Annotated in this window: 13 protein-coding genes; 6 read left to right on the forward strand and 7 right to left on the reverse strand. The window is 65.7% G+C overall.

All coding sequences use genetic code 11. From position 1 onward, the window contains the following. The 5 genes from astD to ACZ0AJ_RS18335 all read right to left on the reverse strand — a co-directional run bounded on the left by astD (window position 1) and on the right by ACZ0AJ_RS18335 (window position 6218). The gene (astD, locus tag ACZ0AJ_RS18315) at window positions 1–1485 is read right to left on the reverse strand and encodes a succinylglutamate-semialdehyde dehydrogenase (RefSeq protein ID WP_499455886.1); all 1485 of its coding nucleotides are present in this window, start codon (window positions 1483–1485) and stop codon (window positions 1–3) included. Beyond that, window positions 1478–2557 (reverse strand): arginine N-succinyltransferase, encoded by a 1080-nt coding sequence (gene astA / locus ACZ0AJ_RS18320; RefSeq protein ID WP_499455887.1) that lies wholly within the window; start codon window positions 2555–2557, stop codon window positions 1478–1480. The genes astD and astA overlap by 8 nt, the downstream gene beginning before the upstream one ends. After that, window positions 2548–3600, reverse strand: a complete 1053-nt coding sequence (locus ACZ0AJ_RS18325; RefSeq protein WP_499455888.1) for an arginine N-succinyltransferase — start codon at window positions 3598–3600, stop codon at window positions 2548–2550. Before ACZ0AJ_RS18325 ends, astA begins: the two co-directional genes overlap by 10 nt. A gap of 68 nt (window positions 3601–3668) precedes the next feature. Then, the gene (locus ACZ0AJ_RS18330; RefSeq protein WP_258835945.1) at window positions 3669–4970 is read right to left on the reverse strand and encodes an acetylornithine/succinyldiaminopimelate transaminase; all 1302 of its coding nucleotides are present in this window, start codon (window positions 4968–4970) and stop codon (window positions 3669–3671) included. Window positions 4971–5279: 309 nt separating this feature from the next. Then, complete coding sequence (locus ACZ0AJ_RS18335; RefSeq protein ID WP_183555994.1) at window positions 5280–6218, reverse strand: GlxA family transcriptional regulator; 939 nt, start codon at window positions 6216–6218, stop codon at window positions 5280–5282. Window positions 6219–6442: 224 nt separating this feature from the next. Here ACZ0AJ_RS18335 and ACZ0AJ_RS18340 point away from each other — a divergent pair, with 224 nt between their 5' ends. From ACZ0AJ_RS18340 to ACZ0AJ_RS18360, 5 genes are all read left to right on the forward strand, one after another. Further along, entirely contained in the window at window positions 6443–6871 is a 429-nt protein-coding gene (locus ACZ0AJ_RS18340; protein WP_229424815.1) for a MarR family winged helix-turn-helix transcriptional regulator, read from the forward strand. Beyond that, the gene (locus ACZ0AJ_RS18345) at window positions 6868–7149 is read left to right on the forward strand and encodes a hypothetical protein (RefSeq protein ID WP_183555992.1); all 282 of its coding nucleotides are present in this window, start codon (window positions 6868–6870) and stop codon (window positions 7147–7149) included. Before ACZ0AJ_RS18340 ends, ACZ0AJ_RS18345 begins: the two co-directional genes overlap by 4 nt. Before the next feature lie 92 nt (window positions 7150–7241). Continuing rightward, window positions 7242–8075 (forward strand): HDOD domain-containing protein, encoded by an 834-nt coding sequence (locus tag ACZ0AJ_RS18350; protein WP_499455889.1) that lies wholly within the window; start codon window positions 7242–7244, stop codon window positions 8073–8075. A gap of 263 nt (window positions 8076–8338) precedes the next feature. Then, on the forward strand, window positions 8339–9136 hold the full coding sequence (gene fabG, locus ACZ0AJ_RS18355; protein WP_499455890.1) for a 3-oxoacyl-ACP reductase FabG: 798 nt from the start codon (window positions 8339–8341) through the stop codon (window positions 9134–9136). After that, window positions 9129–10973, forward strand: a complete 1845-nt coding sequence (locus tag ACZ0AJ_RS18360; protein WP_499455891.1) for a glycoside hydrolase family 15 protein — start codon at window positions 9129–9131, stop codon at window positions 10971–10973. The genes fabG and ACZ0AJ_RS18360 overlap by 8 nt, the downstream gene beginning before the upstream one ends. A gap of 4 nt (window positions 10974–10977) precedes the next feature. Here ACZ0AJ_RS18360 and ACZ0AJ_RS18365 read toward each other — a convergent pair whose 3' ends face one another. After that, window positions 10978–12006, reverse strand: coding sequence for a zinc-dependent alcohol dehydrogenase family protein (locus ACZ0AJ_RS18365; RefSeq protein ID WP_499455892.1), 1029 nt, complete (start codon window positions 12004–12006; stop codon window positions 10978–10980). A gap of 103 nt (window positions 12007–12109) precedes the next feature. Between ACZ0AJ_RS18365 and ACZ0AJ_RS18370 the strand changes: the two genes are divergently transcribed. After that, the gene (locus ACZ0AJ_RS18370; protein WP_499455893.1) at window positions 12110–13003 is read left to right on the forward strand and encodes a LysR family transcriptional regulator; all 894 of its coding nucleotides are present in this window, start codon (window positions 12110–12112) and stop codon (window positions 13001–13003) included. A 145-nt stretch (window positions 13004–13148) separates the two neighbouring features. Here the strand turns inward: ACZ0AJ_RS18370 and secF are convergent, their stop codons facing one another. After that, window positions 13149–14171: a protein translocase subunit SecF gene (secF, locus tag ACZ0AJ_RS18375; protein ID WP_183555986.1), complete on the reverse strand. Its 1023-nt coding sequence runs from the start codon at window positions 14169–14171 to the stop codon at window positions 13149–13151. Between the last annotated feature and the right edge of the window lie 16 nt (window positions 14172–14187).

Consider the following 14187-nt stretch of genomic DNA (forward strand, 5'->3'; position numbering starts at 1 on the left):
TCAGGCTCCTTCGGCCGGGAAGCTCAAGCCAGGCGAGAGCTTGGCCGGCATGTCCAGCACCGGGTTTTCGATCGAGGCGACCGGATAGGAGCAATAGTCGGCGGCGTAATACGCGCTCGGGCGATGGTTGCCCGACTTGCCCACGCCGCCGAACGGCGCCGAGCTGGCCGCGCCGGTGGTTGGCCGGTTCCAGTTGACGATGCCAGCGCGGGCGCGCACGGCAAAGCGCTGCCACAGGTCTTCGGACGGCGACAGCAGGCTTGCGGCCAGGCCGTAGTCGGTGGCGTTGGCCACCCGCAGCGCCTCGTCGAAACTCGCGACGCGAATCACCTGCAGCAAGGGGCCGAACCATTCTTCGTCCGGGATGCCCTGCGCATCGGTCGTATCGACGATGCCGGCCGTGACGAAGCCGGTGTTCGGGTCGAGCTGGCGCATCGCCAGCAGCAGCTTGCCGCCCTTGGCAACCATGTCTTCCTGCGCCTGCACCAGGCGCGCGGCGACGGCGCTCGAGACGACGGGACCCATGAACGGCTGCGGCTCGGCGTTCGACGGGCCGACCTGCAACTGCGCGGCCACGGCCACCAGGCGCGCGAGAAACGCGTTGCCGGCAGCGCCGTTTTCGATCACGAGGCGGCGCGCGCAGGTGCAGCGCTGGCCGGCCGAGATGAAGGCCGACATCACCGTGTGGTGCACGGCCGCGTCGATGTCTTCTACGCCCCACACGACGAGCGGATTGTTGCCGCCCATTTCCAGCGCCAGCATCTTGCCCGGCTGGCCACCGAACTGTTTATGCAACGCGGCGCCGGTCTGGCTGCTGCCGGTAAACAGCACGCCGTCGATCAGCGCCTGCTGGCCCAGTGCGATGCCGGTGTCGCGGCCGCCGTTGACCAGGTTCAGCACGCCCTTCGGCAAACCGGCCTGCTCCCACAGCTGCACCGTCTTGACGGCCGTGCGCGGTGCGTATTCGCTCGGCTTGAACAGCAGCGTGTTCCCGGCGATCAGCGCCGGCACGATGTGGCCATTCGGCAGGTGGCCCGGGAAGTTGTAGGGTCCGTAGACGGCGAACACGCCGTGCGGGCGGTGGCGCAGCACGGCGTTGCCGTCGGCGACCTTGCTTGCGCTCTCGCCGGTGCGGGCAGCGTGCGCCTGGACCGAGATGTCGATCTTGTTGGCCATCGTCGCGACTTCCGTGCGCGCTTCCCACAACGGTTTGCCGACTTCTTCGGCGATCGTCGCGGCGAGCGACTCGGCGTTGTCCTTCAGCAGATCGCGAAAACGCGTGGCAATGGCGATGCGCTCGGCCAGCGGCATCAAGGCCCAGGCTTCGAAGCTGTCGTGCGCGGCTTGCGCGGCGCGCGCGATGTCATCCGGACTCGAGGCATTGCTGGTCCAGGTCTGGCGGCCGGTCGATGGGTCGATCGTCGCGAGTTCGGCGCCGCTGCCGGCGAGCCATTCGCCGTTGATGTAATTCGAGAGATTAGCCATGGGTGTTTTTCCTGGTATTGAGTGTCAGGGTACGCACGTTGTCGCCGGCGGCGATGCGCAGCAGCGCCAGCTCGTCGGGACTCAGGACCACGCTGCCCGCGCCAGGCACGGCGCGCGTGAGGATCATCCGGAAGTCGTCCAGGCGCGTGTTCGACACCAGCATGTGTTCGGTGTCGTGGGCGACGTCCTTGGGTGCGCCTTCAAGCACCTCGCCGGCATCGATCACCGGCAAGCCTTGCGCCGCCACGGCCAGCACGCTGTCGCGCACCGCGCGCAGTTCGGACACGCGGCCCTGCAGCACGGGGCCGGCGTCGAAGATGTCGACATAGCCTTCGTAGTACATGCCCTCTTGCTCGAGCAGGCGGCGCGCCGGCTGGGTCGAGGTGTGCACCTTGCCGATGACGTCAATCGCCGATTGCGGCAGGTAGTCGACGTACAGCGGCTGGCGCGGCATCAGTTCGGCGATGAAGGATTTCTTGCCGATCGCCGTCAGGCCATCGACATGGTTGAAATCCATCTTGAAGAAGTGCCGGCCCAGGCCTTCGTAGAACGGCGAATCGCCCTCCTCGTCCTGGTAGCCGCGCATCTCGGCAATGATCTTTTCGGTAAACAGCTGCTGGAACTGGGCGATGAACAGGAAGCGGCTCTTGGAGAGCCACTTGCCGTTGAAGCCCACGCGGTATTCAGGCAGCAAAAACAGCGAGCACAGTTCGGTCGAACCGGTGAGATCGTTCGACAGGTACAGCGTCTCCATGCGCGTGAAGACATTCAGTTCGCGGCTGCAGTGCACCAGCGTACCGATACGGTAGTTGTAGAACGGCTCGGTCAGGCCCACCGCGCCCTTGATTGCGCAGACGCCGGCGATGCTGCCGTCCTGCGGCTCTTCGAGCACGAACATGTAGTCGCGCTGCTCGGGGCGGATGGTTTCGGCAAACGACGCCTCGGACGTGGCCAGGCGCTGGCCGAGCATTTCGGGATCGGGCTTCAGCGTGGTCATGCCACTGCCGGCCTGGTGCGCCATATTGATCAGGGCGTCCAGGTCGGACGTTTTGGCGGCGCGGATCACGAGCATGACGGTTCTCCTTCGATGCGCAGGCAGACAACCTCGTCGCCCGCTGCGACGCCAAGCGCTTGCTGGACGTCGCGCGGCAGCGCGATCGTCGATGCATGATCGAGCGGCGAAGAGTGCAGCGTCACGGCCCGGAAGCCATTGTCGACGCTGGCAACGGCGTAGGCCACCGGCGCGCCGTGGTTCGGCGACTCTTGCCCGGCAGCGGCAACGCGCAGGCGCTGCGACGCGCCGAACGAACGCAGCGCATTCTTGTGCGCCTGCAGGATCGGGCCGCCGTCGAAAATGTCGATGTACTCGTCGGCTTCAAAACCTTCCTGCGCCAGCAGATCGAACGCCATCTGGCCGCCCGGATGGATCTGGCCCAGCGCCGCCTGGGCGTCGCCCGGCAGCAGCGGCACGTAGACGGGATAGTGCGGCATCAGTTCGACGATCAGCGTGCGGTTGCGGGCGCCTTCGATCAGGCGCTCGGCTTCGAGAAAATCCATCTTGAAGAACTTGCGGCCCAGCGCATTCCAGAACGGCGACTGGCCATCGGCATCGACGCGCCCGGCCAGCGGCACGAAGAAGCGGTCGCCAAAGCGGTGCGGTGCGAGCATCGCGTACAGCAGGCGCGCACGCGACAGCAGCGCCGCTTCGACGCCGGCGCTTTCGCGGTTGCGGACAAAAAAGCCCGACAGGTGCGAGTAGGCAGTCAGCTCCGAGCACAGCGTCAGCGCGTGCACGTTGTGGCTGATGTTCAGGTCGCGCGAGACCTGCTGGATGACATCGTTGCGAAACGCGAAATAGGTGCCGTTCGAGCCGGCCGATGCGTGGATGGCGGCAGTGCCGACGACCTCGCGCGAGCGCAGGTCTTCGAGCACGAACAGATACGATTCTTCGCTTGGAATATCGACTTGCGCGGCGAACGAGGCGAGCGAGCGCTCGACGGCGGCATTGATGCCTTCACGCGTGCGCGGGAGCGTATGCACCCCCGGCATCGAAATAGCGGCCATCGCTTCGAGCGCGCCGATATCCGCGCGATCTACCGGACGGACAACATACATGTGGTCTCCCTGTGGGTCAGTGCGTGCGGCCGGCCGCCTTGTTCAAGGCAGCCGGCGGGTCCGATGCATCAGGCGGCGTCGGGTGCAGGCACGGGTGCCTCTTTGCGTGGCGCCGCAGGTTCGTCGATGGCGTCGGCCAAAAATTCGGCCACGGCGGCGCGCATGATGCGGTTCGCTTCGGCGATCTGCGCGTCCGAGACAATCAGCGCCGGCGCCAGGCGCACGACGTCCGGACCGGCGATCAGGAGCATCAGGCCCATCTTCTCGGCGATCTTGGTGAAGTCCTTCGAGCGGCCTTTCGACGTTTCCGCCATCGGCAGGCCCAGGAGCAGACCCATGCCGCGTGGCTGGCCGAACACCTGCGGGAAGTCCGCCGCCAGTTGCAGCAGGTTCGTCATGATCGCCACGTTGGCTTCTTTCACGCGCGCCAGGAAAGCCGGCTGGTTGATGATCTCCAGGACCTTCAGTGCCACCGTGGTGGCCAGCGGATTACCGCCGTAGGTCGTGCCGTGGCTGCCCACGCCCAGGTGCTGGGCGATCTCGGTGGTGGTGAGCATCGCGCCGATCGGGTAGCCGTTGCCCAGCGCCTTGGCCGACGTCAGCACGTCCGGCTTGACGTTCATCTGCTCGTAGGCGAACAGCGTGCCGGTACGGCCCATGCCCGACTGGACTTCGTCGAAGATCAGCAGTGCGCCGGTCTGGTCGCACAGCTCGCGCAGCGCTTTCAGGTAGTCCGGGTTACCCGGAATGACGCCGCCCTCGCCCTGGATCGGCTCGACGATCACGGCCGCGACATCATCGGTAATCGCGGCGCGCGCGGCCTCGATGTCGTTGTACGGGATATGGCTCAGTTCCGGTGGCAGTGGCTCGAAGCCTTCGGTGTATTTCGACTGGCCGCCGACCGACACGGTAAACAACGTGCGGCCGTGGAACGAGGCCAGGCACGAGACGATGCGCGACTTGTGCGGACCGAACTTGGTGTGCGCGTATTTACGAGCGAGCTTGAGCGCCGCTTCGTTGGCTTCGGCGCCCGAGTTGCAGAAGAACGCGCGCTCGGCGAACGTCGCTTCGGTCAGGGCACTGGCCAGGCGCAGCACCGGCTCGTTGGTGTAGCCGTTGCCAAGGTGCCAGAGGGTGTTGAGCTGCTTGGTCAGCGCTTCGTTCACTTCAGGATGGGCGTGGCCCAGCGAGGTGACGGCGATGCCCGAGGTGAAGTCCAGATACTGCTTGCCTTCCTGGTCCCACAGGTCCAGGCCCGATGCGCGCACCGGCACCATGGCGGCCGGGGCGTAGGTCGGGACCAGGACGTCGTCGAAGGTCTGGCGGGTGACAGACCGCGTGGCGATACCCGAGTCGAGCTGAGCGTTCATGGCTTTTTCCTCATCCAATCAATGTAAATGGCGCGGGACAAGTCTCCCGCATGATCGATTCATTATAGAAACGCTGGCCGACAACTTCTTTTAGAAGTGCGACAGGCATTTTCATTTTTGGACGAGGTAGTTATTGGCATGGAGATAACGGGGCTACTGGCTGGCTTCCATCGCACGTCGTTCCAGCGAAGGCTGGAACCCAAGCTCGTCGCGTGCCTGTAGCGTTAAACTTTGCCGATATGCACGCACACTTGGGTTCCAGCCTCTGCTGGAACGACGTGCGAGGGGACGTAGCCAAGAGGTAAGTAATCACTGCGCCAGCTTCCTCTGCCGCTCTTCGCGCGGCGTATTGCCGAACAGGGCCCCAAAGGCCGTCGAAAAGTGCGAGCCGGACGAAAAACCGCACATCAGCCCCACCTGCACGATCGAGTGGTTGGTGTCGAGCAGCAGCTGGCGCGAGCGGCGCAGGCGCAGTTCGAGGTAGTAGCGCGACGGCAGGCTGCCCAGGTATTGCTTGAACAGGCGCTCGAGCTGGCGCCGCGAAATGCCGGCCAGCTGGGCAATTTCGTCGGTGGACAACGGCTCTTCGATATTGGCTTCCATCAGCGCCACCGCCTCGGACAGTTTCGGTTGCAGCGCGCCGAAGCGGGCCTGCAGCGCCACGCGCTGGCGCTCGTCCGGGCCGCGCACGCGGTCGATGCACAGCGTTTCCTTCACTTGCGCCTGGACGGTCGCGCCGAACAGCAGATCGACCAGCGTCAGCGCGAAGTCGATGCTGGCCGCGCCGCCGCAGCAGGTCAGGCGATTGGCGTCGAATTCGTACAGGTTGGGGGTGAGCAGGGCCTGCTCGGCCTGGGCATTGACGTCCGGGTACAGCGCCCACGGCAGCGCGGTGCGCACGCCATGCAGGACGCCGGCGTCGGCCAGCCACAGCACGCCGGCGCCGACGCCGCCCCAGAACGGCGCGGCGCGGCAGCGTTCGACCAGCGCGCGCAAGTTGGCCGGGCGCAGCGCTGCTTCGGCCTCGTCGGCCACCAGCAGCACCAGGTGCCAGTGACGCTGGGCGTCGCCCATGAATTTGTCGGGACTGCGCACGTCGACGTGCAGGCGCTCGGGCCCAAGTACCTTGGCAGCCAGCCGCAGCGGCTGGTACAGCCCGGACCAGGTCAGCGCGTCCGGCTCGCCGGCATTGACCAGCAGCACGCGCAGCAGCCGCTCCTGGGTCAGCAGGGACAGGTCAGGCTGCATCGCGGCGGATGGTCAGGGTCACGAAAAGGAAACGGCCACAGGCCTGTGCAAACGACATGGGCGTACATCATACCGGAGAACATTCAGGCAACAAGCCTGTGCGGTCCGCCCCGCCATATTGCGTACCGATGGACGCGCGGTGCTGCGGGCAGTGCAGCGGGCGGCTATAATCCCGGCCCATGGGGGAACGATATCTAAAAAGCGTCCGACTGCTGGCCGAGTGCATGCAGAGCTTCGAGCGCGTCTCGGGTGACGCCGTGCGCCAGAATGGCTTGACGCATGCGCAGTTCGATATCATCGCCACGCTCGGCAACACGAGCGGCATGAGCTACAAGGAGCTGGGCGAGCGCACCCTGATCACCAAGGGCACGCTCACCGGCGTCATCGAGCGCCTGGAGCACAAGGGCCTGGTACTGCGCGAGCGCAGCTGCGACGACAAGCGTTCGTTCTTCGTGCGCCTCACGCCGGCCGGGGAACAGGTATTCTGCGATGTATTCCCGCTCGTGATCGCACGCGGCAAGGAATTATTCCACGCTTACAGCGACACCGACTTCGCCACGCTCGAAACCGCCCTGACGCTGCTGCGCACCCGGATCACCAGCCATGGCAACGGTCCCCTGCCATCACCACCCCACCTGAAGGAAACGCCTTGAAAACCGCCCTCATCGACGACAAGAAGCCCGCCCATTTCGACAAGCACATCATCGGCAACATCCTGCTCGACGTCGCTCCCCTGGATGAAGTCCAGCAAGAACCGATGCTGATCGGCGTGCGCAACGAAGCTGGCGAAATCTACCGCCTGATCGGCGCCACCAAGCTCAACAGCTACATGAACGCCGTTGAAGAACTGTTCGACCTGGGCCTGGCCGATGAGCTGGAAAACACCGAAGAGCCAAAAGAAGGCTGCGACGCCATCTTCAGCGAAGCGTAATCCGGTCGCAGGGACACCACAAGCCATCGCCCGGGGTTCTCCAGGGCAATATATTTGGTCGCGTTCCGATGGGTTGGGGGTATAATTTTTTGATGGACCAACTCTCCTCCCTTGACAGCATTGCTGCTGAAGCCAGCCGGGGCGAACTCACGTTCCCCACCAGCGTTCACGCATCGCTCAGGTTGCAGCGTGCGTTGAGCGAACCCGATTGCCATATCGACGCCGCCGCCCGTCTCGTGCAGGCCGAGCCGCTGCTGGCCGCGCGCACGGTGGCGATCGCCAACTCGGTCGCCTATAACCGCTCCGGCAACGACGTCACGAGCGTGCCCGCTGCCGTGCAGCGGGTGGGTTTTCGCACGCTGGGCGCGCTGGCCGCGTCCGTCATCGTGCGCCAGCTGGCCAGCGAAATCCGCGACCCCGGCCTGCGCAAGAAAGCCGACCAGCTCTGGACCCACTCGGCCCACGTGGCAGCACTGGCCCAGGTGATCGCGCGCCGCGTCTCGTTCGTCGACCATGAAACTGCGCTGTTCGCCGGTATCGTGCACGAAGTCGGCGGCTTTTATCTGCTGTCGCGCGCCGAAGCAATGCCGGGGCTGCTGGACGACAATTTGGATGCCTGGCTCGACCACGGCGAAGCGGCCATCGGTCGCGGCGTGCTGCACCAGCTGGCCGTGCCGGCGCCCGTGATGAGCGCCATCGAAGCCTTGTGGGACGGCATGCGCGCGCTGCCGCCCGAAACCCTCGGCGACACACTGCTGCTGGCCAATGACCTGGCGCCGTTCCCGTCGCCGCTGTTCGCACCCGTGGGCGCCACGACCTATGCGGGCGCAGCCACCATCGACTTCGTGTTCGGCCACGGCACGCTCAAGGGCGTACTGGCAGAGTCGGGCGAAGAGGTCAAGAGCCTGACCTCGGCGCTGCTGTAGGCAAAAAAATGCCCGCTCGGTGAGGAGCGGGCCAAAGTCCAAAACTAGGGATGTCCTGAAAGAGACAGCCCGATCTTATGTCTGGTGGGGTGCGCACTCGGTGCGCTGACTCACACTCGCGCCATCTTTTCGCGCGGATTCCGTGCTCGTTTTTCCACACGCCATTGCCACCCGTGGCGTGCCGGTCGCCTCCCCGCTTTCTGCTAAGGTCACGCCAATAACCGGCGTACGCAGCGGTGCGCCCCGACCTTCTGGAGAATCCCATGAAAATCAGCTTGCAAGACCAGGTGGTGCTCGTCACTGGCGGCGATTCCGGCATCGGCCGCGGCATCAGCCTCGCGTTCGCCGAGGCCGGCGCGCAGGTCGTCGTCAATTACAACAGCAGCCGTGACAAGGCCGAAAAAGTCGTCGCCCAGATCACGGGCGCCGGTGGCCGCGCCGTCGCGGTCCAGGCCAATGTCGGGCACGAAGACGACGTCACGCGCCTGTTCGACGAAACCGTCAAGGCGTTCGGCGGCATCGATATCCTGGTAGCCAATTCGGGCATCCAGAAAGACGCCCCGATCGCCGAAATGACGCTCAAGGACTGGCAAGCCGTCATCGACGTCAACCTCACCGGTCAGTTCCTGTGCACGCGCGCGGCCATCCGGCAATTTCGCGAGCAGGGCAACCGTGGCCGCATGCGCGCCAACGGCGCCATCCTGTGCATGAGTTCCGTGCACGAGATCATTCCCTGGGCCGGCCACGTCAACTACGCCGCGTCTAAAGGCGGCATCGGCATGCTGATGCGTTCCCTGGCGCAGGAAGTGGCGCCCGACCGCATCCGCGTCAATGCCATTGCGCCGGGCGCGATCCGCACGCCGATCAATGCCGAGGCCACCGAAGGCGCCGCGGCCGACAAGCTGCTCAAGCTGATCCCGTACGGCCGCATCGGCGACGTGGAAGACGTCGCGGCGCTGGCGCTGTTCATGGCATCCGACCTGGCCGACTACATGACCGGCACCACGGTGTATGTCGACGGGGGCATGACGCTGTATCCGGGCTTCGAAGACAATGGTTGAACGCTCAAGCAACCCGGCGCCCAATCCACCGGCCACGCCGCCACCAAGGCCCATCGCCGATCACGGCGCGATCGGCAACCTGGCCACGATGGCGCTTGTCGCCACCGACGGCACGATCGACTTTCTGTGCTGGCCCGACTTCGACAGCCCCAGCATATTCGCCGCCCTGCTCGATCCGGACACGGGCGGCCACTTCACGCTCGCCCCGCAGATGGCGGATGCGCGCGTCGTGCAGACCTACCTGCCCGACACCAACGTCCTGCTCACGCAGTGGCTGAGTGACGAGGCCAGTGTCCAGGTCACCGACCTGATGGCTGGCCCCGAGGAAATCGGTCACGGTGCGGCGCGCCTGCTGCGCCGCGTGCAGGTCACGAAGGGCGACGTGTGCATGCGGCTCGATTGCCAGCCGCGCTTCGACTACGCGCGGCTGCAGCCCGAGGTCAGCATCACGCAGGGCCAAGTAGTGTTTTCCGCCGCCGGGGCGCCCTCGCTGCGCCTGTGTGCGCCGGTCGACTTCACCAGCATCGACGGCGGCGCCGGCGCCACCTTCGTGCTGAAAGCAGGCGAGTCGATCGACATCGTCATGGACGAAGAAGGCGACCCACCGCTCGACCAGGCGGCGCGCGATGCGCTGGTGGTTGACGTCGTCGCGCACTGGCGCAACTGGGCCCGGCGCTCGACCTACAAGGGCCGCTGGCGCGAGGACGTCACGCGTTCGGCACTGGTGCTCAAGCTGATGACATCGCGCCGTCACGGCTCGATGGTCGCTGCCGCCACCTTCGGCCTGCCCGAGGTGCTGGGCGGCTCGCGCAACTGGGATTACCGCTCGACCTGGATCCGCGATGCGTCGTTCACCGTGTATGCGCTGATGCGCCTTGGCTACACCGATGAAGCCAAGGCGTTCACGCGCTGGTCGGCCGAGCGGCCCAACCATGGGCCGGACGATGGCCAGCTGCGCATCATGTACGCGCTCGACGGCGGCGAAGTGCAGGCCGAAGTCGATCTCGATCACCTGGCCGGTTATGCCGGCTCGCAGCCGGTCCGGATCGGCAACGACGCGGCGACCCAGCTGCAGCTCGATATCTTCGGCGCCCTGCTCGACGCGGTTTACCTGAGCAACAAGTACGGCGAAGCGATCTCGCACGCCGACTGGCTCGGCGTCTGTCACGTGGTCGGCTTCGTGTGCGACAACTGGCGCCGGCCCGATGCCGGCATCTGGGAAGGCCGCGAAGCGCCGCGCGAGCACCTGCACTCGCAACTCATGTGCTGGGTGGCGGTCGACCGGGCAGTCCGCCTGGCCAGCAAGCGCTCGCTGACCGCCCCGTTCGACCGCTGGATCGCGGCGCGCAACGACATCTCCAACTACATCTGGGCCACGTTCTGGAACAAGGAACTGGGCCACTTCGTGCGCAGCAAGGGCTCCACCGACCTCGATGGCGCGATGCTGATGATGCCGCTGGTGCGCTTCATCGGCTCGACCGACCCGCAGTGGCTGGCCACGCTCGACGCCATCGGCGACCAGCTGGGCGACGACGCGCTGGTGCTGCGCTACGACCGCGACGATGGCCTCGAGGGCGAGGAAGGCGCGTTCGCGGCCTGTTCGTTCTGGTACGTGGAATGCCTGGCGCGCGCCGGCCGCCTGGAGCAGGCGCACAACAATATGGAAAAGTTGCTCGCCTACGGTAACCACGTCGGGCTGTACGCGGAGGAGTTCACCGGCAAGGCCGAGCTGCTCGGTAACTTCCCGCAGGCGTTCACGCACCTGGCCCTGATCAGCGCCGCGACGTATCTCGACAGCGCGCTCGATGGCAGGAACAACCATCCGTGGCAGTTGTGATCGCTTAAGCCATCTCGATCACGATCTTTCCGAACGGGCCTGCCGCCAGGTGCGCCAGCGCCTCCGGTAGCGCCGCCAGCGGATAGCGCCGATCGATCACGGGCGCGATGCCGGTGTGGTCCACCGCGCGCACCAGCGCTTCAAGCGCGCGCCGGTGGCCGACGCTGATCCCCTGCAGCGTGACCTGCTTGCGCAGCATCAGGCCGGACGAGCCGGAGAACGTGAAGCCGTCGAACACGCCAATCAATGAAATCCGCCCCTGCACCGCCACCGCATGCAGCGCGCGGTCCAGGTGCGCGCCACCGACCATCTCGAGCACGTGATCGGCGCCCCGCTCGCCGGTGATGCGGTACACCGCCTCGACCCAGTCCTCGCGCGCATAATTGATCAGGTGCGCCGCGCCCAGCGCCTTGGCCCGGTCGAGCTTGGCGTCGCTGGACGAGGTCACGATCGCCGTCGCGCCATGTGCCACCGCCAGCTGCAGCGCGAACAGCGAGACCCCGCCCGTGCCCTGGATCAGCACCGTCTGGCCGGCGTGCAGCTGCCCGTGCTCGACCAGCGCGCTCCAGGCAGTCAGGCCGGCCACCGGCAGCGTGCTGGCCTGCGCATCGTCCAGGCGTTTGGGCGCCGTCACGAACCAGTCTTCCGGCAGCGCCACATACTCGGCCAGCACACCGGGCGCCGCGCCCCCGAGCGTATGGGCGGGCGGATGACGCGCAGTCCCCGCAGGCAAGCCATCAAACCAGCCCGCCTCGAAGGTCGAGATCACGCGCTGGCCCGGCTGCAGGCGCCGGGCGCCATCCCCAGCCGCAGCGACCACGCCACACAGGTCCGAGCCCGGCGTCAGCGGAAACACGGGCGGAATGCCCATGCCAGCATCAATCGCCAGCAGGTCGCGGTAGTTCAGCGCGACCGCACCAACCCGAACCAGGACTTCGCCCGGACCGGGCTGGGGCACCGGCGCGTTCGCCAGCGTCAGGTTGTTGCGGCCGGGCGCGGCCAGGCGCCAGTGGCGCATCGTGGTTGGAAGCATGAGATAACCTTTAGAGCAGATTGAGATGGCTGCCATGGTAATTGCGGATATCCCGGATAATTAGCCCCAAAAACATCACATGATTTATGCCGAAAGTTCTTGAATGACTGCGATTGTCGATACCTCTGCCGGTCTGGCCGCATTTGTCCGCACGATCGAGGCCGGGTCGTTCAGCGACGCTGCGCGCCTGCTGGGCGCGAGTCCCTCGGCGGTATCGAAAAGCGTGGCGCGGCTGGAAGCGCGGCTCGGTGTGCGGCTGATCCAGCGCTCGACACGCACGCTGGCACTGACGGCCGAAGGCGCGCTGTATTTCGAGCGGGTGGCGCCGCTGATCCAGGCGCTGGCCGATGCGGAGCAAGCGCTGCGCACGCCGGACGATGTGAGCGGCCTGCTGCGCGTGGCGGCGCCGAGTGACTTGGGCCGCACCGTGTTCGCCGGCTGGGCCGAGCGTTTCGCACGTGCGCATCCCCGGCTCAAGCTCGAACTGGGGATTGCCGACCGCCAGGTCGACCTGATCCGCGAAGGGTATGACGTGGCGATCCGCGTTGGTGCCCTGCTGGACAACCGCCTGACGGCGCGCCGGCTGACGGTGCTGCAGCCGGTGCTCGTCGCCGCGCCGGCTTACCTGGCGCGGTGCGGGCAACCGGCCGAACGTGCGGACCTGGCCGAGCACGCCTGCCTGCGCTACCTGACGCCGGCCGGCCCCTTCCCCTGGACCTGGGCCGACGGCAGCAGCCTGGTACCGGACGGTCCATTCGACACCAACGATGGCGTGGTGCTGCGCCAGGCTGCGCTGGCAGGCGCCGGTATCGCCCAGCTGGCCAGGATCGCCGTGGCGGACGATCTGGCCGCCGGCCGCCTCGACATCGTGCTGCCACACTTGCCGATGCCAGGGCTGGAGGTACACGCGCTGCATGCCTACGGACGCCAGGCGCCGCAGCGGGTGCGCTTGTTCATTGCCTTTTTGCAGCAGCAATTTGCAGCCGACCACGCTTAGCGACAGGGCAAAAAAAACCCGCGCCGTTGCCGGGGCGGGTAAAGTCCAAAACTAGGGATGTCCTGAAAGAGACAGTTCCACTATAAATACGGGCACATCGCGGCTCCGTGCGTTGACACACACAAAGCCGCAATCGTGCAATCGATCAGACGACGGCGCCGTCCGTGTCGTCTTTCTCCTTGACCGGCTTGATCAGGTCTTCACGCTTGACGCCCAGCCACATCGCCACGGCCGCGGCCACGAACACCGACGAATAGATACCGAAGCAGATACCGATGGCCAGTGCAATTGCGAAGTAGTGCAGCGCGTAGCCGCCAAAGAACAGCATCGACATGACCATCATCAGCGTCGAGCCGTGCGTGATGATCGTGCGCGAGATCGTGCTGGTGATCGCGTGGTCGATCACTTCCGGCACGCTCATGCGGCGCTGCTTGCGGAACATCTCGCGGATCCGGTCGAAGATGACGACCGACTCGTTGACAGAGTAGCCCAGCACCGCCAGCGTTGCCGCCAGCACCGTCAGCGAGAATTCCCACTGGAAGAACGCGAAGAAGCCCAGGATGATGACCACGTCGTGCAGGTTGGCGACCACGGCGGCGACAGCGAATTTCCATTCGAAGCGGATCGCCAGGTAGACCACGATGCCCAGGATGACCATCAGCAGCGCGTTCAGGCCGTTCTGGGCCAGCTCGTCGCCGACCGACGGACCGACGAACTGCACTTGCTGCAGGCTGATCAGCTCTTGCCCGCCTGGTGCGACGCAGCTGGTGCGGTTGAGCACTTCACCCTTGTCGGTCGTCGTTTGCGTCTGCTTGGTCGTGCCCTGATCGTCGCGGCAAATCGCGTTGAACACGGCCGTCGAGCTGCTCGCCGCTGGCGCGCCTGCGACGATCGGCAGACGCAGCATGATGTCCTGCGCGGTGCCGAAGCTGGCCACCTCAGGATGCGAATAGCCCATGCCGCGCAGCGTGTTGCGGATCTTTTCCTGGTCCGCCGCCTTTGGATACAGCAGCTCCATCACCGTGCCGCCCGTGAACTCCACCGAGAAGTTCAGGGGCTTGGTGATCAGGAAGAACACCGCCGCCACGAATGTGATCACCGAGATCGCATTGAGGACCAGCGCGTGGCGCATGAACGGGATGTCCCGTTTGATCTTGAAAAATTCCATTGTCGTATCCCGGTGC

Source organism: Telluria sp. AC161 (genome assembly GCF_979258535.1).